Annotated in this window: 17 protein-coding genes; 8 read left to right on the top strand and 9 right to left on the bottom strand. The window is 67.2% G+C overall.

Translation table 11 applies throughout. The annotated features are described in order from the left end of the window. Nucleotides 1-119: 119 nt before the first annotated feature. The 5 genes from cls to V9K93_RS08660 all read left to right on the top strand — a co-directional run bounded on the left by cls (nucleotide 120) and on the right by V9K93_RS08660 (nucleotide 6,332). Nucleotides 120-1,538 carry a cardiolipin synthase gene (gene cls / locus V9K93_RS08680; protein WP_337302405.1) on the top strand — a complete coding sequence of 473 codons (1,419 nt, stop codon included), beginning with the start codon at nucleotides 120-122 and terminating at the stop codon, nucleotides 1,536-1,538. Between the two features lie 45 nt (nucleotides 1,539-1,583). Beyond that, the gene (locus V9K93_RS08675) at nucleotides 1,584-3,005 is read left to right on the top strand and encodes an FAD/NAD(P)-binding protein (RefSeq protein WP_337302389.1); all 1,422 of its coding nucleotides are present in this window, start codon (nucleotides 1,584-1,586) and stop codon (nucleotides 3,003-3,005) included. 9 nt (nucleotides 3,006-3,014) lie between these two features. After that, nucleotides 3,015-5,207 carry a DNA helicase II gene (uvrD, locus tag V9K93_RS08670; RefSeq protein WP_006402493.1) on the top strand — a complete coding sequence of 731 codons (2,193 nt, stop codon included), beginning with the start codon at nucleotides 3,015-3,017 and terminating at the stop codon, nucleotides 5,205-5,207. 136 nt (nucleotides 5,208-5,343) lie between these two features. After that, nucleotides 5,344-5,670: a low molecular weight protein tyrosine phosphatase family protein gene (locus V9K93_RS08665; protein WP_046983454.1), complete on the top strand. Its 327-nt coding sequence runs from the start codon at nucleotides 5,344-5,346 to the stop codon at nucleotides 5,668-5,670. Nucleotides 5,671-5,777: 107 nt separating this feature from the next. Further along, on the top strand, nucleotides 5,778-6,332 hold the full coding sequence (locus tag V9K93_RS08660; RefSeq protein ID WP_337302388.1) for a hypothetical protein: 555 nt from the start codon (nucleotides 5,778-5,780) through the stop codon (nucleotides 6,330-6,332). 134 nt (nucleotides 6,333-6,466) lie between these two features. Here the strand turns inward: V9K93_RS08660 and V9K93_RS08655 are convergent, their stop codons facing one another. After that, the gene (locus tag V9K93_RS08655; RefSeq protein ID WP_253078564.1) at nucleotides 6,467-6,613 is read right to left on the bottom strand and encodes a hypothetical protein; all 147 of its coding nucleotides are present in this window, start codon (nucleotides 6,611-6,613) and stop codon (nucleotides 6,467-6,469) included. 185 nt (nucleotides 6,614-6,798) lie between these two features. Here V9K93_RS08655 and V9K93_RS08650 point away from each other — a divergent pair, with 185 nt between their 5' ends. Further along, nucleotides 6,799-7,245, top strand: coding sequence for a universal stress protein (locus V9K93_RS08650; protein WP_005411629.1), 447 nt, complete (start codon nucleotides 6,799-6,801; stop codon nucleotides 7,243-7,245). A gap of 135 nt (nucleotides 7,246-7,380) precedes the next feature. Here the strand turns inward: V9K93_RS08650 and V9K93_RS08645 are convergent, their stop codons facing one another. Next, nucleotides 7,381-7,665 (bottom strand): DUF2782 domain-containing protein, encoded by a 285-nt coding sequence (locus V9K93_RS08645; RefSeq protein ID WP_046983456.1) that lies wholly within the window; start codon nucleotides 7,663-7,665, stop codon nucleotides 7,381-7,383. Between the two features lie 98 nt (nucleotides 7,666-7,763). Between V9K93_RS08645 and polA the strand changes: the two genes are divergently transcribed. Continuing rightward, nucleotides 7,764-10,538 (top strand): DNA polymerase I, encoded by a 2,775-nt coding sequence (polA, locus tag V9K93_RS08640; RefSeq protein WP_136639783.1) that lies wholly within the window; start codon nucleotides 7,764-7,766, stop codon nucleotides 10,536-10,538. A 328-nt stretch (nucleotides 10,539-10,866) separates the two neighbouring features. Continuing rightward, nucleotides 10,867-11,346 (top strand): DUF421 domain-containing protein, encoded by a 480-nt coding sequence (locus V9K93_RS08635; protein WP_046983458.1) that lies wholly within the window; start codon nucleotides 10,867-10,869, stop codon nucleotides 11,344-11,346. Nucleotides 11,347-11,417: 71 nt separating this feature from the next. Here V9K93_RS08635 and V9K93_RS08630 read toward each other — a convergent pair whose 3' ends face one another. The 7 genes from V9K93_RS08630 to V9K93_RS08600 all read right to left on the bottom strand — a co-directional run bounded on the left by V9K93_RS08630 (nucleotide 11,418) and on the right by V9K93_RS08600 (nucleotide 19,810). Next, nucleotides 11,418-12,581, bottom strand: a complete 1,164-nt coding sequence (locus V9K93_RS08630) for a hypothetical protein (RefSeq protein ID WP_337302387.1) — start codon at nucleotides 12,579-12,581, stop codon at nucleotides 11,418-11,420. 93 nt (nucleotides 12,582-12,674) lie between these two features. Then, nucleotides 12,675-13,571, bottom strand: coding sequence for an oxygen-dependent coproporphyrinogen oxidase (gene hemF / locus V9K93_RS08625; RefSeq protein ID WP_136639781.1), 897 nt, complete (start codon nucleotides 13,569-13,571; stop codon nucleotides 12,675-12,677). Between the two features lie 54 nt (nucleotides 13,572-13,625). Next, complete coding sequence (locus V9K93_RS08620; RefSeq protein WP_337302386.1) at nucleotides 13,626-15,242, bottom strand: hypothetical protein; 1,617 nt, start codon at nucleotides 15,240-15,242, stop codon at nucleotides 13,626-13,628. Nucleotides 15,243-15,279: 37 nt separating this feature from the next. Continuing rightward, on the bottom strand, nucleotides 15,280-16,401 hold the full coding sequence (locus V9K93_RS08615) for a hypothetical protein (RefSeq protein ID WP_337302385.1): 1,122 nt from the start codon (nucleotides 16,399-16,401) through the stop codon (nucleotides 15,280-15,282). Nucleotides 16,402-16,436: 35 nt separating this feature from the next. After that, the gene (locus tag V9K93_RS08610) at nucleotides 16,437-16,997 is read right to left on the bottom strand and encodes a hypothetical protein (protein ID WP_295378102.1); all 561 of its coding nucleotides are present in this window, start codon (nucleotides 16,995-16,997) and stop codon (nucleotides 16,437-16,439) included. A gap of 27 nt (nucleotides 16,998-17,024) precedes the next feature. Beyond that, nucleotides 17,025-17,444, bottom strand: coding sequence for an NUDIX hydrolase (locus V9K93_RS08605; RefSeq protein ID WP_136639777.1), 420 nt, complete (start codon nucleotides 17,442-17,444; stop codon nucleotides 17,025-17,027). Further along, entirely contained in the window at nucleotides 17,441-19,810 is a 2,370-nt protein-coding gene (locus V9K93_RS08600) for a S9 family peptidase (RefSeq protein ID WP_337302384.1), read from the bottom strand. The genes V9K93_RS08605 and V9K93_RS08600 overlap by 4 nt, the downstream gene beginning before the upstream one ends. Between the last annotated feature and the right edge of the window lie 69 nt (nucleotides 19,811-19,879).

Genomic DNA, 19,879 nt, shown 5'->3' with positions numbered 1-19,879 from the left:
GTGGTGGGTGCCGACCGTTGGTCGGCACGCTCTTCCAACACACGGTAGGTGCCAACCTTGGTTGGCACGTTGGCGGAAGGCTGGGCAGAATGACCCATCACCTCCCGACGGGCGACGCGATGCTGTTCGAGTGGCTGCTGGGTTCCTACCTGCTGTTGATCGACTGGCTCATCCGGCTGGTCGCGCTGTGCTGGATCCCCACCCGCACCACGCCGGGTGCGGCGCGCAGCTGGCTGCTGCTGGTCGGCTTCGTGCCGCTGCTGGGCCTGCCGCTGTACCTGCTGTTCGGCCACCCGTGGCTGTCGCGCGAGCGCATCCGCCGCCAGGCCGAGGCCTCGCAGGTCATCCGCGAGGAACAGGCGCTGCAGCATCGCCTGCGCTGGACGCCGCGGCCGGATACCGCCTGTGCCGAGATCGTACCGCTGGTGCAGCGCCAGGGCGACTTCATGCCGGTGCACGGCAACGCGGTGGACCTGCTGACCGACTACGACGAATCACTGCACACGCTGATCGCAGACATCGACCAGGCTGAAGACCGCGTGCACCTGCTGTACTACCTGATGTTTGACGACGCGGTGGGCGAGGCGGTGGTCGAGGCACTGCAGCGTGCCGCAGCACGTGGCGTGCAATGCCGCGTGCTGCTCGACGCGGTGGGTGCCAAGCGCGGTCTGCGCGCCTATCGCAAGCGCCTGGAAGCGCGTGACATCGAGGTGCGCGCGATGCTGCCCGGCGGCCTGCGCTGGCGGCGCAGCGGGCGCATGGACCTGCGCAACCACCGCAAGATCGCGGTGATCGACAACGAAGTGGCCTACGTCGGTTCGCAGAACCTGGCCGGCCCCGGGTTCGTACCCGGCCACCCGAACCGCGAGCTGGTGGCGCGCGTGCGCGGCCCGGCGGTGGCGCATCTGGAAGCCGTGTTCGCCAGCGACTGGTACATGGAAACCGGCCAGCGCCTGGACGTGATCGCCGATGTGCCCGAATGCAGCGACGACATCGCCACCCAGCTGCTGCCCAGCGGCCCGGCATATCCCTATAGCAACGCGCGTGATGCGGTAGCGGCACTGATCCACCTGGCGCGGCGGCGGCTGGTGATGGTCACGCCGTACTTCGTGCCGGACGAAGCCACGCTGAGCGCACTGCGCATTGCGGCCTTGTCCGGCGTGCAGGTGCAGCTGATCCTGTCGGCCAGCAACAACCAGCGGCTGACCTCGTGGGCGCAGGAGGCGTACTACGACGAGCTGCTGCGCTGTGGCGTGCGCATCGCCCTGTACGAACCGCAGTTCCTGCACGCCAAGCACATGAGCGTGGACGAGGACATCGCCGTGCTCGGCTCGATCAACATGGATATCCGCTCGTTCGCGCTGAACGCCGAAATCGGCCTGATCTGCTACGACCGCGCGCTGGTGAAGCAGTTGTGCGAGATCGAGGATGGCTATCTGCGTGAGTCGCGGCAGCTGGATCTGCAGCAGTGGCGCAGCCGCCCCACGTGGCGGCGCAGCCGCGAGGGCATCGCACGGCTGGCCGATGCGTTGATGTAAGGCAATGCCGGCCGCCCATTTCGGCAATCCGGCCTGTCATCGCCGATGGCCTACAATCGGCACATGACTGATTCACCGCGTAATGGCGAACTGGACCTGGCAATCATCGGTGGTGGTGCGGCCGGGGTGCTGGTGGCGATCCAGGTATTGCGCCAGGCCCACGCGCCGCTGGCGCTGGCCATTATCGAACCGGCCTCGCAGCTGGCCCAGGGCATCGCCTATGCCACGCCATGGCCGGAGCATCTGCTGAACGTGCCGGCGGCGAAGATGAGTGCATTTGCCGACCAGCCCGGTGATTTCCTCGATTACCTGATGGCTGCCAACGCCTACCCGGGCGAGGCGCGCGAGGTGCTGGGCGAGCGCTATGTGTGCCGCCACTTCTTTGCCGCCTACCTGCAGCAGCGGCTGCAGGAAGCTGCCGCAGCCAGCCCCGCGCAGCTGCAGGTGATCGCGCAGCCGGTGCTGGGCCTGCAGCCGGATGACCATGGTTACCGGCTGCAGCTGGGTGATGGCGCTGCGCTGCACGCCGCGCAGGCGGTACTGGCCCTCGGCAACAGCATGCGCCCGCTGCCGGTGGCCGGTGCCGAGGCGTTGCCCGCCGATGACGTGATCGAGGCCTGGGACTACGACGGCGTACGCACCCTGGCCGGCGAGCAGACTGTCGCCATTGTCGGGTCCGGCCTGAGCATGGCCGACACCGTGCTGGCGCTGGTCGCTGCCGGCCACACTGGCCCGCTGCATGTGATCTCGCGCCATGGCCTGCTGCCGTTGCCGCATGCGCACGGGGGTCTGCCCACGTTTGATCCGGCTACGTTGCTGCCGATGAACCTGCGCCAGCGCCTGCGCGCATTGCGCGGGTTCGCACGCCAAGCCCAAGCCGACGGCCTGCCGTGGCAGGGTGTGATGGACCGCATCCGCCCAAACGGCCAGGCGCTGTGGTGCAGCCTTGATGAGGCCGACCAGCGTCGCTTCCTGCGCCATGTGGTGCGCTATTGGGACGTGCATCGCCACCGCATCGCCGAAGAGGTCGATGAACAGCTGCAGTCCCTGCAGGACAGCGGCCAGCTGCGTATCCACCGGTCCCGCCTGCAACGTGTCTGGCGCGAAGGCGATGCACTGCAGCTGTCCGGCCGCGATGCCACTGGCAACGAGCAGCAGTGGACGATTGGCGGAGTGATCAACGCCACCGGCGTGGAAACCCGCGCCAGCGCACTGCGTAATCCGTTGCTGCAGCAGCTGCAGGCCGACGGCATGGCACGCCCCGGCCCACATGGGCTCGGCCTGGACAGCACGGTGCCGGGCGACCGCCTGCGTGCCGCTGGTGGACAGCCGCAGGCACGGCTGGGCGTGCTCGGCAGCCTGCGCATTGGCAGCCTGTGGGAAAGCCTGGCGGTGCCTGAACTGCGTCAGCAGGCACACGCACTTGCAACCCAGGTGGTCGCAGGAGCCGCGACGGCGATGCCGTAAAATGGGGGCATGGATGTCTCCCACCTGCTTGATGGCCTGAACCCGGCCCAGCGCGAAGCCGTCTCCGCTCCCCCCGGCCACCACCTGGTGCTGGCCGGTGCCGGTTCCGGCAAGACCCGCGTACTTACCCACCGCATCGCCTGGCTGCATGAAGTCGATGGCGTGCCGACCCACGGCATTTTCGCGGTGACCTTCACCAACAAGGCGGCCGGCGAAATGCGCCACCGCATCGACGCACAGTTGCCCAACGGCAGCCGCGGCATGTGGATCGGCACCTTCCACGGCCTGGCCAACCGCCTGCTGCGCCTGCACTGGCAGGACGCGAAGCTGCCGGAAGGCTTCCAGGTGATGGATTCGGACGACCAGCTGCGGCTGGTCAAGCGCGTGGTGCAGGCGCTGGAACTGGATGACGGCAAGTACCCGGCCAAGCAGATCGCGTGGTGGATCAACGCGCAGAAGGACGAAGGCCGCCGCCCACAGCACATCCAGCCGGAACCGCACGATGCGTGGCTGGAAACCATGCGTCAGGCCTACATCGAGTACCAGGCGCGTTGCGACCGCGCCGGCCTGGTCGACTTCGCCGAACTACTGCTGCGCGCGCACGAACTGCTGCGTGACAACCCGGCGTTGCTGTCGCACTACCGCGCGCGCTTCCGCGAGATCCTGGTGGACGAGTTCCAGGACACCAACGCCATCCAGTACGCCTTCGTGCGCGTGCTGGCCGGCGATTCCGGCCACGTGTTCGTGGTCGGCGACGATGACCAGGCCATCTACGGCTGGCGCGGTGCCAAGGTCGAGAACGTGCAGGGCTTCCTGCGCGATTTCCCAGGCGCGCAGACCATCCGCCTGGAACAGAACTACCGCTCCACCGCCAACATCCTAGGCGCCGCCAACGCGGTGATCGCGCACAACCCGGACCGCATCGGCAAGGAACTGTGGACCGACAGCGGCGACGGCGAGCCGATCGACCTGTACGCGGCGTACAACGAGATGGACGAAGCGCGCTACATCGTCGAGCGTGCCCGCCAGTGGGTGCGCGATGGTGGCAGCTACACCGAAGTGGCCGTGCTCTACCGCAGCAACGCGCAGTCGCGCGCGCTGGAAGAAGCACTGCTGAGCGAGCAGGTGCCGTACCGCGTGTATGGCGGCATGCGCTTCTTCGAGCGTGCCGAAATCAAGGACGCGCTGGCCTACCTGCGCCTGCTGTCCAACCGCAACGATGACGCCGCCTTCGAACGCGCGGTCAACACGCCCACCCGTGGCATCGGCGACCGTACGCTGGACGAAGTGCGCCGCGAGGCGCGCGCGCAGGGTATCTCGCTGTGGGAAGCGACCATGCTGGTCACCCAGGGCAGCGCGCTGGCCGCACGCGCGCGCAACGCGCTGGCCGGCTTCCTGGTGCTGGTCAACGAGCTGCAGGCGCAGACCCTGCACATGACCTTGGCCGAGCGCGTGGACCACGTGCTGGCCCGCTCGCAGCTGCGCGAGCACTGGAGCAAGGAAAGCCGCAACGCGCTGGATTCGGAATCGCGCACCGACAACCTCGACGAACTGGTTTCGGTGGCCTCGCGCTTCGTGCGCCGCGCCGACGATATCGAGGAAGTGGGCGAGGACATGGACGAGCTGGTCGCGTTCCTGGCCTATGCCGCGCTGGAGGCCGGTGAGGGCCAGGCGCAGGCCGGCGAGGAAGGCGTGCAGCTGATGACCCTGCACTCGGCCAAGGGCCTGGAATTCCCGCTGGTGTTCCTGGCCGGCCTGGAAGAAGGCCTGTTCCCCAGCGCACGTTCGCTGGAGGAAAGCGGGCGGCTGGAAGAAGAGCGCCGCCTGGCCTACGTGGGCATCACCCGCGCGCGCCAGAAGCTGGTGCTGAGCTACGCCGAGTCGCGCCGCATCCACGGCCAGGACAACTACAGTCTGCCGTCGCGCTTCCTGCGCGAGATTCCGCGCGAGCTGCTGCACGAAGTGCGCCCGAAGGTGCAGGTCTCGCGGCCGGCCTCGATGGGCGCGAGCCGGGTAATGGGCCATGCCTCGATCGAGGCGCCGCCGCTGAAGCTCGGCGCGTTGGTCACCCATCCCAAGTTCGGCGAAGGCATGGTGACCGACTACGAAGGCAACGGCGCCCACGCCCGCGTGCAGGTCGAGTTCGCCGACGCCGGCAGCAAGTGGCTGGTGATGGCCTACGCCAACCTGACGGTGATCTGATCACTGCCGGGGTCGGATCCCTCCCGCGGGGAGGGCTCTGACGCCATTGCGGGAAAACCCAGCCGAGCATGGGCTCGGCTCTACAGCAATCGCGGCCTCCGTTGGAAAAGGGATCCGACCCCGATACGCTGCGCTCATGACCCGCAACGTGCTCTTCCTCTGCAGTCAGAACCGCCTGCGCAGCCCGACGGCCGAGCAGGTGTTTGCCGATTGGCCGGGCATCGAAACAGCCTCGGCCGGGCTGCTGGCCGACGCCGAGGAAGTGCTCAGCCCCGAGCTGCTGCAGTGGGCCGACCTGGTGTTCGTGATGGAGAAGACCCACCGCAATCGGCTGTCCAGCCGCTATAAGGCAGGGCTGAAGGGCAAGCGGGTGATCTGCCTGGATATCCCGGATGACTACGACTACATGGACCCGGTGCTGGTGGAGTTGCTCAAGCGCAAGGTGGCGCCGTTCCTGCGTTGACGGGCTGTTGTGGAGCCGAGCCCATGCTCGGCTGCTTCTGGTGGGAAAGAGCAGCCGGGCATGGGCTCGGCTCTACAATAGGCGGCACTTCTTCCAGGAACGCCCCGATGACCGAACCCACGCTGCACGTCACCGTGAAGTTGAACGCCAAGCTGCAGCCCGAGCATCGCCATGAGCTGTTCGAGGATCCGCTCGATGCGCTGCTGCAGGCGGCCGAGGTCGGCGGGATCACCGGCGGTGGCACCGCGATGTCCGACGAGGGCGAAGTCGAGTACGGCGATATCGAAGTGGCGCTGGTGGACGCTGCGGGCGTGCCGAAGCTGATCGACCTGCTGGAGCAGCTGGGCGCGCCGAAGGGCTCGCAGCTGCAGGGTGCGGGTGAGGCTGATCGCAGCTTCGGCGTGACCGAGGGCCTGGGCATCTACCTGGATGGCCTGACCCTGCCGGACGAGGTCTACGAGCAGTGCGATTCCAACCACGTGTTTGAGCAGCTGTCCGAGCGCATCGATGGCCTGGGCGAGATCTGCAGCTGGTGGCAGGGCCCGACGGAGACCGCGCTGTACATGTACGGCGAATCGTTCGAGGCGATGCGTGATGCGGTCGCTGAATTCGTCGGCAGTTATCCGTTGTGCCAGAACGCGCGCGTGGTGCAGATCGCCTGAGGGCAGGCTTGATGTAGAGCCGAAGGTAGCGGCAGGAGCCGCTGCCGACGTCTCCTGCGACAGCCCGTGGGGGTAACGGTCAGGACGACCGGCATAACCCATGCTCGGCTCTACAGAAACAGAAGAGGGGCGTGTTATTTGCCCGCTGCTTGGCGGGCATTGTCACGCAAGGCCATATCCTTGCCGACCTGGTAGCCGCCGAAAAGCACCGCCAAGGCGACGATCACGGCGACCAGGATGGATTTCTGTGAACTCCAGACGGGCGGCTTGTTGTCCTGCATATCGGTCGTCCTTGGGCGCGGCGGTGCGCCGCCCACCCAGCTTGCGCTGCAGTGTCCGGGTACGCAAGCCGGCGGTGCGCACACGCCGCTGCGCGGCGCCGGATTGATCCTGCTCAAGGCGCGCCCTGCACATCCGGTGTGCAATGGTGTTGTTCCCATCTGGCAGACCGCCACGGAGCCCCACCATGTACAAGCGCATCCTGATTGCCACCGACGGATCCGAGCTGGCCGACAAGGGCCTGGCCAAGGGTCTGGAGCTGGCCAAGGACCTCAATGCCGAGGTCGATATCGTGACCGTTTCCGAGCCGTGGGCCGTCGGTATGTACGACGCCATGGGCTGGAGCGTGGGCTACATGAACAGCCCCGAGTACAAGGCCGACCGCGAGGAAGGCGCACAGAAGGTGCTGCAGCCGGCGCTGGCCAAGGCGGCCGAGCAGGGCATCACCGCCAACCCGGTGCACGTATTGGACCGCTACGCGGCTGACGGCATCATCGAGACGGCGGGTGAGCGCAACAGCGACCTGATCGTGATGACCTCGCATGGCCGCCGTGGCGTGACCCGTGTGCTGCTGGGCAGCCAGACCGCCGAAGTGCTGGCACGCAGCACGCTGCCGGTGCTGGTCATCCGCTGATACAAGCGTTCCCGGGGAGGGGACCCGACGCCGGCCGCAGGATGCGCGCCGGCGTCATCTTTTGTGGGCCGTGGCGATTGCCTTGTTGGGGTCGGATCCCTTTCCGCAGGAAAGGGCTCTGCCCCCCCGGCCACATCACCAGCTGTACAGCTTCCAGTACACCGGCGACACGCCGTCCTTGTCGTTGTCGAAACGGCCATCGCCGTTCTTGTCGTACATGTAGAACGGTGCGCCGCGCGACGGGGTCACCTTGACCATGCGCAGCTGGCCGGACACGCGGTATTCCTCGATGGTGTCGCCGTTGTCCATGGTGCGCTTGGAAATGTCCGCGCCCTTGACGTCCACCGGGGGAGCGCCGGCACCACCCATGCTGGCGCAGCCAGCAAGCAGGAGCACGGAAGCCAGCATCAGGGTCTTCATCGGCGGGGGCCTTTGCCTGGAAAGAGCCTTGATTATGCCCCATCGCCGGGGCTGTGCCGTGTCGTCGCAGTGCAGGCACGGGCGCGTAGAATCGACCCATGAGCAGATTAGTCCTGATCGACGGGTCCAGTTACCTGTACCGCGCGTTCCACGCGCTGCCGCCCCTGTCCAATGCACAGGGCGAACCCACCGGCGCGCTGTTCGGCGTGGTCAACATGCTGCGCTCGACGCTGAAGGAGCGCCCGGCCTACGTGGCATTCGTGGTCGATGCGCCCGGCAAGACCTTCCGCGATGACCTGTACGAGCAGTACAAGGCCAACCGCCCGCCGATGCCCGACGAGCTGCGCAGCCAGGTTGAACCGATGTGCCGCATCGTTGAAGCGCTGGGCATCAGCATCCTGCGCATCCCCGGCGTGGAAGCCGACGATGTGATCGGCACGCTGGCACTGCAGGGCGTGGCGCAGGACCTGAAGGTGACCATTTCCACCGGCGACAAGGACTTCGCCCAGCTGGTGCGGCCAGGCATCGAACTGGTCAACACCATGACCGGCAGCCGCATGGATTCCGATGCCGCGGTGATGGAGAAGTTCGGCGTGCGCGCCGACCAGATCGTCGACCTGCTGGCGTTGATGGGCGACACCGTCGACAACGTGCCGGGCGTGGAGAAGTGCGGGCCGAAGACCGCCGCCAAGTGGCTGGCCGAGTACCAGCACCTGGATGGGGTGATGGCGGCCGCGCCGACCATGAAGGGCAAGATCGGCGAGAACCTGCGCGCGGCGCTGGAGCGCCTGCCGCTGAACCGCGAACTGGTGACCATCCGCACCGACGTCGAGCTGGACGCCCGCCCGACCACGCTTGCCCTGCGCGAGCAGGACGTGCCGGAGCTGACCGAGCTGTATGCGCGCTATGGCTTCACCCAGGCGCTGAAGGAGCTGGGTGCGCCGCTGCCGGCGCCGACGGCCGCCAGCGAAGCAACGCCGAGCCTGCGTGGCACCGCCGCCGGGTTCGCCCGTGGCAGCGCCGAGGCACCGGCCGCCGGCACGCTGGATCCGGCCCTGGCCGCGCCGGGTGAATACGAGACCGTGCTGACCGCCGAGCAGCTGCAGGCCTGGGTCGAGCGCCTGCAGCAGGCGGACCTGATCAGTTTCGATACCGAAACCGATGCGCTGGACGCGATGCGTGCGCGCCTGGTGGGTATCAGCCTGGCGGTCGAGCCGGGCAAGGCCGCCTACATTCCGGTCGGCCACGATTACCCGGGTGCGCCGGCCCAGCTGCCGATGCAGCAGGTGCTGGATGCGCTGCGCCCGGTGCTGCAGGACCCGGCGAAGAAGAAGCTGGGCCAGCACGGCAAGTACGACCTGCATGTGCTGCGCCGCCACGGCGTGCACGTGCAGGGCTACCACGACGACACCATGCTCGAGAGCTTCGTGCTCAATTCCACCGCCACCCGCCACGACATGGATTCGCTGGCCCTGCGTTATCTGGGCTACAACACCATCAAGTTCGAGGACGTGGCCGGCAAGGGCGCCAAGCAGATTCCGTTCTCGCAGGTAGGCATCGACGAAGCCAGCCGCTATGCGGCCGAGGACGCCGACATCACCCTGCGCCTGCACCGCGCGCTGCAACCGCAGTTGCTGGCCGAGCCGGCGCTGGACAGCGTGTACCGCGACATCGAGATGCCGCTGGTGCCGGTGCTGACGAGCATCGAAGCCAATGGCGTGCGGATCGATACCGTCGAGCTGCGCCGGCAGAGCCAGGACCTGTCCTCGCGCATGCTGGCCGCGCAGCAGAAGGCCACCGAACTGGCCGGGCGCAGCTTCAACCTGGATTCGCCCAAGCAGTTGCAGGCGGTGCTGTTCGATGAGCTGAAGCTGCCGGCGGTGGTGAAGACCCCGAAGGGCCAGCCCAGCACCAACGAAGAGGCACTGGAGGCGATTGCCGACCAGCACGAGCTGCCGCGGGTGATCCTGGAGTATCGCGGGCTGGCCAAGCTGCGCAGCACCTACACCGACAAGCTGCCGGAGATGGTCAACCCGGATACCGGCCGCGTGCATACCAGCTACCACCAGTCCGGTGCCGCTACCGGCCGCCTGTCCTCATCGGACCCGAACCTGCAGAACATCCCGATCCGCACCGAGGATGGCCGCCGCATCCGACGCGCATTCATCGCTCCGGAGGGCTTCCAGCTGCTGGCGGCCGACTACTCGCAGATCGAGCTGCGGATCATGGCTCACCTGTCCGAGGACCCGGGCCTGGTGCGTGCCTTCGAGCAGGGCGCCGACGTGCACCGTGCCACCGCTGCCGAGGTGTTCGGGCGTACGCTGGAGGAAGTGACCCCGAACGAGCGCCGCGCTGCCAAGGCGATCAACTTCGGCCTGATGTACGGCATGAGCGCCTTCGGCCTGGCCCGCAACCTGGGCATCGACCGTGGCCAGGCGCAGGATTACGTGGCGCTGTACTTCAGCCGCTACCCGGGCGTGCGAGACTTCATGGAGCGGATGCGGCAGCAGGCCCGGGACCAGGGCTATGTGGAGACCCTGTTTGGCCGCCGCCTGTACCTGAACGACATTCATGCACGTAACCAGGGCCTGCGCGCCGGTGCCGAGCGTGCCGCGATCAACGCACCGATGCAGGGCACCGCCGCCGACATCATCAAGCGCGCGATGGTGGACGTGGACCAGTGGCTGCGTGACAGCGGCGCGCCGGCAAGGATGATCCTGCAGGTGCACGATGAACTGGTGTTCGAAACCGAAAGCAGTTTCGTTGAAGAGTTGCGTTTGCAGGTGGTCGAGCGCATGTCGCAAGCGGCCAAACTGCGGGTGCCGCTGGTGGTCGACACCGGCATCGGCAACAACTGGGACGAAGCGCACTGAGGGTGTTTCAGGCCGAAAACGACGTGAATTCGTTCATTCGTCAGAGGTTTCTGACTCGATCATGAATGTTGCCCTGATGGAGGTTCATTAAATTGGGCCCCTTCACGAACCGTTAGTGTTCGGAGTGCTTCTATAACTCTCGACAGGCGCAACGCCTGTTGTGGATCTCTCCCATCCCCTGGAGCAGATCTCGGAACGGGGACTCCTCCCCAAGTGCCCGTTCCCCGGCCCCGTTGACCTCCCCCTGGTCAGCGGGGCTTTTTATTTGTGCCGTTGCCAGATGCCGTGGCCTGCGCCACGCTGGGCCACCGCTCCGCAGGGGAAGACAATGCCCGACCTGTTCGCACTGGCCATGCCGTGGTGGGAGTTCATCCTGCGCGCGGTGGTGGTCTATGTCGTGGTGCTGGGCATGGTCCGGCTCAGCGGCAAGCGCCCGCTGGGGCAGATCACCCCGTTCGACGTACTGCTGGTGGTGCTGCTGGGCAACGCGGTGCAGAACGCGCTGCTGGGTACCGATACCTCGCTGGGCGGCGGCCTGCTGCTGGCGGCGACCCTGATCCTGCTCAACTACGGCGTAGGCTGGGTGAGTACCCGCAGCCGGCGGATCGAGCGCCTGGTTGAAGGAGAACCGGTGGTGATCGCACGCGATGGGCATCTGTTCGAAGCCGTTCTGCGCCGTGAGCAGGTCACCCGTGCCGATTTCGAGGCCGCCATGCGCCAGCAGGGCTGCCTGGGCGTGGAGGATGTGGAGCTGGCCCTGCTGGAGATCAACGGGCACATCACCATCATCCCCAGGAAGAGCACCTGACCCTGTAGAACCGAGCCTGTGCTCGGCTCCGCTTGCTCATCAGCCGAGCATCGGCCCGGCTCTACCTCTGGTCAGGGGGCGCAGTGGGCGTTGCCCGCGGTCGCCTCGCGCTGGTAGTACGCGAAGCGATTGCCGCTGTCGATGCCCACCAGGTTGCCGTTCTGCAGCAGCTGCAGCACGAAGTCGCTGCCGACATCGCGGTGCAGGACGATCCGGCCGTCGCGCAGGCTCGCGCGCAGGCGCACGTCGTCACCACCGACTTTCACGACGCCGCCGTCGAGGAAACGCAGCTGCGACAGTACGCTGCGTTCGGCGACAAAGCTGCCGCAGGGCAGGGTGATGGCGGCAATCGGCGTGAGTGCCGATGCGGTCGCACCGGCAAGCGCAGCGAGGCCCTTGGCCGGTGCGCAGGACGGGGCATCGGTGCGCTGTGCACAGGCCAGTTGCAATGCATCGCGCGCCTGCTGCAGGCGCCCACTGCTCCACAGGGACTCGGCCGCCTCCTCACAGAACGTCTCGCCGTGCTGCTCGCGGCAAAGGCCAGCCAGCTCATCCAGCTGCGCCGGCGGCAAGGGTGCATCGACCGAATGCCGCAGGCCCAGCAGTGTCTCTCCCATCATCTGCGAGGCGACCTTCCTGGCCGTCGCCATGCAACCTTCGGCATCGAAGGACGGTGATTCTTCCTTGCATATCTCAGGCATCGGCGGGTCCGCCACCTTCGGCGCCGCTGCATTGGCCTGTTCCTGGTAAGTCTCCAGCAGCTGCGTGCAGGCGGCGCCTACGCCTTCGGCACACCAGGCGTGCAGCTTCACCGGTGCGGCCTCCGGCAGCGCCTCCAGGCACTCGGAGGTGTTCATCACGCAACCATCTTCGATGGGCTCGGGCATCGTCCTGCAGGCGGCGGCGTGCTCACGGGTGAACTCACGATAGGGCGTGTTGATCGTGCGGTCGCTGTCCGAAAAGAACCAGTTTTCCAGGCGTCCCGTGGACAGGTTGCCGGTGCCGAGCACGTCTTCCTGGCGGGCGATGCGCAGTTCCTCGGTGGCCTGGTAGGGGCCGGACAGGAAGGCGTGGCCTTCGCTCTCGATGGTCAGCGTGATATTGCCGCCGCTGTCCTTGTAGGTGCCGCAGGCCATCGATTGCGCGGCCGCCGGCAGGCTGGCCGAGGCCAGCGCGAGCAACAGCAGGGAGCGCCAGCCCGCAGCGCGGGGACGAAGGGGAACAGCAGCAGGCATGACGTCATCCTTGAAGAAGAAAAAACACGATCCGCCGATACAGGACGGACCAGGCAGGGGAAAGCACCACGCCTCAGGCGTGGCGCCGGAAGATCAGAGCCAGTCGCGCGGCACCAGGTAATCGGCCAGGCGTGCCTCGGCGCTGCCCGCTTCGGGGGCAAAGCCGTACTCCCAGCGCACCCGCGGCGGCAGGCTCATGAGGATGCTTTCGCTGCGGCCACCGCTCTGCAGCCCGAACAGGGTGCCACGGTCGTAGACCAGGTTGAACTCCACGTAGCGGCCGCGACGGTACAGCTGGAACTCGCGTTCGCGCTCGCCGTAGGCGGTGTCCTTGCGCTGCTGCACGATCGGCAGGTAGGCATCAAGGAAGCCATCGCCGACCGCGCGCAGGTAGTCGAAATCGCGCTCGAAATCGCCGTGCAGGTCGTCGAAGAACAGGCCGCCGACGCCGCGCGTTTCATTGCGGTGGCGCAGGAAGAAGTACTCGTCGCACCAGCGCTTGTGCGCGGCGTAGCGCTCGTCACCAAATGGCGCACACAGATCGCGCGCGACCCGGTGCCAGTGCTGCACGTCCTCGTCGAACGGATAGAACGGGGTCAGGTCGAAACCGCCGCCGAACCAGCTGGCCACCACCTCGCCGTCGCGCTGCGCCTGGAAGAAGCGCACGTTGGCATGGGTGGTCGGCACGTAAGGATTGAGCGGGTGGAACACCAGCGACACGCCGGTGGCGCGCCAGGAGGCACCTGCCAGTTCCGGACGGTTGGCCGAGGCCGACGGCGGCAGGCGGCTGCCAGCCACGTCGGAGAAACCGATGCCGGCCTGTTCGAACACCGCACCGTCGCGCAGCACGCGGGTGCGCCCACCACCGCCCTCGGCACGCTGCCACAGGTCTTCCTGGAAGCGGGCCTGGCCATCGGCGGCCTCGATCGCCGCACAGATGCGGTCCTGCAGGTCGGTGAGGTAGGCGCGCACGCGCTCGAATTCGTTCATGGCGCGTACTTTACCGCAGGGCCCGCCCGAAGCTGCGGACAGGCCCTGGCGGGCTCAGCGCTTGCGGTTGGAGTTGCGCGGCGTCGGAGCGTTGTCCACAGCCGCCTCGTCAACCGCCTTCTGCAAGGCACCGCCCAGCGTGATCAGCTCCCAGTTCTGGGTGCCGAGCACGTCGCAGGCCACGTGCAGGCCGCTGCGGTCGGCCTTGCACAGTTGCTCCAGGGTTGCCCGTGCATCCACCTCCGCACCGTTGCCTTGCGCGGTGACCAGGTTCTCGCACCCTTCGCGGACGCCAGCCCGGCAGACCGTGGTGTAGTGCCCGGCGGCCTGCAGCCAGTTCCCGGACAGCGCAAGGCGGTTGCCGAGAATGTTGCAGCCCTGCAGCTTGCCCTGCGTGCAGCAGGCTTCGGCCCCGTCCTCGTTGGCCAGCGCCAGCGGGCAATCCTGTGGCAGTGGCAGCACCTTGAACTGCTTCGGCGCACTGCACCTGGTCGGGCCTTCACCGGTGGGGGTGAACACCTGGAAGCGGGTCCAGGTATCCAGGCCCAGCAGCTGGCCGCCCGGCAGCGGGCGCAGCACGAAGTCGCCGCCCCGGTCGTGGTGGATGCGGATGTCACCCTCTTCGACACGCGCACGAAGATGGCTGCCCCAGCCAACACCAACCAGGCCGGCATCACCGAAATCGAGCGTGTCCATCAGGCCGCCGTCGGCCCGGTAGTTGCCGCAGGGCAGGGCCGTTGCCGGTTGCGGCTGCAACGATGCACCCACCGCCTGCAATGCCGGCAGGCGCTCGCAGGTGGCGGTGTCATTGCCGGGGGGGCAGGCCGCAGCCAGGGCCTGCACTGCCTGCAGGGGATCTCCTGCCTCCCAGGACAGCTCAGCTACGCGGGTGCAGAAGCCGCCATGCGGTACCTCGCGGCATAGCCGCAACAACTGTTGCCGCCGCTCAGCCGGAATGATCACCGGCACGGTCGGCGCCGTCATCGTCACCATGGCTTCGGTCATGGCGGCCGTCATCGCGGCCTTGACCAGCTGCTCCTGCACTGCAGGGTCGGCCTCGAGTGCGGCGGCACACGCCGGGGTTTCCTGTTCGAAGCCACCATCGTCACAGGCGGCGGGGAGTTTGATGCCAGACAGAGCGGCGTCGAGCGCTGCCTTTGCCAGGTCGGGATCGGCCTCGACCGTGGGTTTGGCCTCCTCCTGCCAACGATCAGCCAGTTGCAGGCACATGCCGGGCACACCTTCCCGGCACCCTGCTTCCAGCGCGGTCGGGGTCGCTTCGCGACGGTTGTCCAGGCACGCCGCCGCATCAGCCAGGCAGCTGCCTTCAGCCGGCATCGCTGCTGCGGCGCACTGTGCGGGGGCCTGCAGGGTGTAGACCGTGCCATCCACCTCGACCGTGCGGCCACGATCGCGCACCTGCAGCGTGCTGGGCAGGCCGTACTCCAGGTTCACCAGTTGCAGCTTTCCGTCGATCTGCTGGAACACGACCGGAGACGGCGCACTGCCGAAGTGCTTCTGCTCGCCACGGTTGGGTGCGCTGATGCGCAGCGTGCTGCTGCCTTCATCGGCCTTGAACAGGCCGCATTGCGGTGACTGTGCGGCGGCCATCGGCGCGGCCAGCAGCAACGCCCAGGCCAGCCAGCGGCGGCGCGGTGCGGGTGAATGCATGTCGTCTCCTTGACGATCTAACGGGAAACTCCCGGCGCTACGGCGAACCACGGCCCTCGCGCGGGGGCGTGCATTGTGCCGTGCCGGGCACGGGCTGGTAACGCTGGTAGGCCGTCTGGTTGTCCATGCCGAGCAGGTCGCCGTTGCCGAGCTGGCGCAGTACGAACGTTTCGCCGTTCTGTTGCAGCTGGACGGCGCCTTCGTGCAGGCGGGCCTGCGTGCCATCGCCGAAATCGAGCATGTCGATCACGCCACCGTCGGCCTGGTAGCGGCCACACGGCACATGTTGGAGCGTTACCAGGCGCAGGTCGGTGCCGAGTTCACGCAGCGGTGCGGTACGTTCGCAGGCACTGATGCGTCCAACATCGCAGACCACCTGCAGGGCCTGCACCGCCAATGCAGGTTGCAGCGCGTCCAACTGTTGCGCGGCCACTTCCACGCAGAAGCGCCCACCACGGTGTTGCAGGCACAACTGCTGCAGGCGATCGCGTGCAGCAACGGGAAGAGGCGAAGCCAGTGTGTCCTCGTCTTCCTGTTGAAGGCGCTGGTCCACCCGCCACATCGCGGCGGCCAGTGCATCGTCGGTCATGACTTCACAGGCCTGCGGATCGTGCCCGGCCGTGTGTTCGTGGCACGGCGGCGGGCGCTCGAAGACCGTCGGGCCGGCGTCACCGGCTGCATCCGATGCGCTGCCATCACGCATCAACCGCAGCAACGTTGAGCAGCCGGAGCCTACGCCCTCGTCGCAGGCGCGCCGGGCCTGGCCGGGCGAGGCCGTTGGCAGTTGCGCCATGCAGTAGCTGCCAGCAGCGCGGCAGCTGCCAGCCACCGCGGTGGGCTCGCTGGCGCAGGCGCGGGACCGGCGCAGGGTGTAGGTCACCACCACGTCGTCTTCGATGCGCTGCCCATCGACACTGATCCGGATCGGCTCGGCCACGCCATCGTCGAGCATGACCAGGCGCGTCTGCGCCGCACTGCGATCGACCCACAGCGGCTCCGGCTCACCGATGCCGTTGTGGCGGTAGCCGCTGCTGGGGGTGGTGAACACCAGTGCCATGCCGTCATCGATGCTGCGGTACTCGCCGCAGCGCAGGGCATCGGCGCTGGCAGGCAGCGCGGCGAGCAACAGCAGCGCGGGGAGAAGGTTCAACAGGCGCATGCGACGGTCCTTGTCGTGCGGGGAAGGGGATGGGCTCAGTGGAAGCGCGAGCGGATATCCGGCCGCAACAGGCGCCAGGCCAGCCAGCCCTGTGCAACGAGTATGGCCACGGCACCTCCGAACAAGGTCAGTGACATCAGGATTCGTTGGACCTGGGCTTCGCGCAGCGTATGTGGATCGACGATATGCGTCATGAGGTCAGCGAAGATGCTGTCCAGCCACCAGACGACTGCGAAATTCGCAACGGCGGACAACCACAGCAATGCCACATAGCTCCAGAGGCCCCAGCGACGCTGCCGGTAGAAACCCCAGCTTGAAAGCACGGCAGGTATGCCGGGCAGCGCCAGCCATAATGTGGCGGCGACCGGGCCCTTCAGTATCCACTGCACGCTGCGTGGAAACCCCTGCTCAGTGGCCGTCATGATCATTCTCTGCCAGAGCGGACTGTCAGCCAGCTGCGAAAGCAGCACTGCTTGAAGTGCAATGATTACGACGAACCCTGCGCAGACCAGCAGGGAAGCCAAGCCCAGCGGTCGGATGAAATCCTGGGCGGCGACTGCGCTGGTAGGACGGCCTTGGGGAGATTGAAGCGACATCCGATGTCCTGGGCAGCAGTGGAGTAGTCAGCGGGCCGTCACCCGGGTGGCGACGGCCGGCAGGATATGGTGTTCGCTCAACGGTGCCAAGGGCAGGCCATGCGGCGGCTGCAACGGTACCCAGGCCAGTTCGGCGATCTCGGCGCGTGCCCGTGGCGTGCCGTCCACCTGCACCCACCATGCCTGGGCCTGCACGCGGTGACCGGGTTCGTTCACTGCCCAGTCCTCGAAGTGGCCCAGCGCGACGGCGGTCTCGGCGCATACCTGCACACCGAGTTCCTCGTCCAGTTCGCGGGCCAGCGCCTGCAGCGGCGCTTCGCCGGATTCGGGCTTGCCGCCCGGCTGGATGAAGCGGCTGGCGCCGTGCTTGCGCACCACCAGCGCCCGGCCGCGATCATCCAGGATGACCGCAGCCACGATATGGATCGTGGCCGCGGCGTTGCTCACTTCAGGTTCTGCTCGAACAGCTTGAGGATGCGCTTGTACTGGTCCAGCCAGGAATCGGCGCGCACGTAGCCGTGGCGCTCCAGCGGGTACGGTGCGATCGACCAGTTGTCCTTGTGCAGTTCGATCAGGCGCTGGGTGAGGTTCACCGAGTCCTGGAAGAACACGTTGTCATCCATCATGCCGTGGGCGATCAGCAGGTTGTCCTGCAGGTTCTGCGCGTACTCGATCGGCGACGACACGCGGTACGCCTCCGGATCGATGTCCGGGGTGTTGAGGATGTTGCTGGTATAGCCGTGGTTGTACTGGTGCCAGTCGACCACCGGGCGCAGCGCGGCGCCGGCCTTGAACGTGCCCGGCGAACGGAACAGGGCCATGAAGGTCATGAAACCGCCGTAGGAACCACCGTAGATGCCGGCATGGTCACGGTCACCCTGCTGGGTGTCGACCAGCCAGTCCAGGCCGTCCTTGTAATCTTCCAGTTCCGGGTGGCCCATGTTGCGGTAGATCGCCGTACGCCAGTCGCGGCCGTAGCCCTCGCTGCCGCGGTAATCCATGTCCAGCACGATGTAGCCCTTCTGCACCAGCAGGTTGTGGAACATCTGCTCGCGGAAGTAGGCCGGGTAGCGCTGGTGCACGTTCTGCAGGTAGCCGGCGCCGTGCACGAACATGACGATCGGATACTTCCTGCCGGGTTCCTTGTTCTCGGGCTCGTAGTACTTGGCCCAGACCACGCCGGCACCGTGCTTGGACGGCACCGCCACCAGCTTCGGCTGGATCCACTGGCGTGCCTTGTAGTCGGCAGTGCGGGTGTCGGTCAGCACGCGGGCTTGGCCACCGGTGCTCGGCAGCACGGCCAGCTGCGGCGGCAGGTAGGCGCCGGAGTAGCGCACCAGCAGCTGCTGGCCGTCCGGCGACAGCGAGAAGTCTTCCACGCCGTTGAGGCTGGTCAGCTCGCGCACCTGGCGGCTGCCGGTGTCGACCGCGCAGACTTCGTAGTCATGCGGTGCCTGCTGGTTGCACAGGAAATAGAAGCCCTTGCCATCGGCCGACGGCACCGGAGCCGAGGTTTCCCACTTGCCGCTGGTCAGCGCCTGCGGCTTGCCGCCACCGGCCTGGGTGTACAGGTGCGAGAAGCCGGATTCCTCGGATAACAGCCACAGCGTGCGGCCATCGGCCATCCAGCCGAAATCGTTGAATCCCCAGTTGATCCAGCCGTTGTCGGTCAGGCGATGACGGTTCTGCACGCGGCCATCGGCGGCGTTGATGCTGACGATCCAGCGGTCCTTGTTGTCGTTGGCGCGCAGCATCACCGCGGCCTGTTGGCCATCGGGGCTCCAGCGGATGCCACCGCCCATGAAGTCGCTCATCACCTGCACGCTGCGGTCGCCCTTCAGCGCATCCTTGCCGGCCTTGCGGCGCAGCTCGGCCAGCGGGTCGGTGGCGATGCCGGGCAGGCTGGACAGCGAGACCTTCTCGGCCTTGCCGGTGCGCACGTCCACATACCACAGGGTGTGCGGTTCGAAGCCGTTGCGACCGACGCGGGTGCGGGTGTCCTCGGTTTCCTCGTAGCCTGATTCGGTCACGTACAGCGGCATCTTGCCGCCACGGCCGTCGTCGAAGTCCTTCGGCTTGGTCACCACGATCAGGTGGGTCAGGTCCGGCGACAGCACGCTGTCACCGATCTCCACGTCGGCACCCAGGTACACCGGACCCGGCGCGCGGGTCGGGTCGGCCTGGCGCCAGCGCTGGTCCTGGTCCTTCAGCGCTTCGCGCTGGTCACGGTCGCGGCGCAGGGTTTCCAGCGTGCGCAGCTGCTGGTCGCGCAGCACATCGGCCTTCGGCGCCGTACGCGGATCCTTCTCGGCCTTCAGGCTGGCCACCTGCTGCACGCCGCTGGCGGCGGTCCAGTGGAACCAGTTCTGGCCCACCCGCCAGATCACGCCATTGTCGGCGGCGAAGTTCACGTTGCCCGCGCGCTCGTTGCTGCGGGTCAGCTGGGTCAGCGCGCCGCTGCGCAGGTCGCGCACGAACACGTCGCCATTGCGCACGAAGGCGCTGCGGCTGCGGCTGCGGTCGTAGACCGGCTCGGCCACGTCGAGGGTGCCGCGCTGGTCATCGGCCACCTGCGCGGCCACGCCACCGGCCACCGGCTGGCGGAAGGTGTCGCGCACCGGGCTGCCGTTGCGCTTGAGCTGGTATTCCACCTGCTGGCTGTTCCACGACCACCAGGCCTTCTCGACCGGCGGACCGATCCAGTCCGGGTCGGCCATGGCCTGTTCGATGGTGATCGGCGTCGGCGCGGCATGCGCAGCCGGTGCGGCCAGCACGGCCGACAGCAGGAGGGACAGGGGCAGCACTCGGGACATGGGCGGACGGCACCAGTAGAGGAAACCGGGCAAGGGTAGCAGCCGCCCGGGCCGGGGGAGGGGGCCACA

Origin of the sequence: Stenotrophomonas sp. CCNWLW162, assembly GCF_037203745.1 — a bacterium.
Taxonomy (GTDB): Bacteria; Pseudomonadota; Gammaproteobacteria; order Xanthomonadales; family Xanthomonadaceae; genus Stenotrophomonas; species Stenotrophomonas maltophilia_AQ.
Note: the sequence above shows the minus strand (reverse complement) of the source record. Positions and strands in the feature narration are given on the sequence as shown.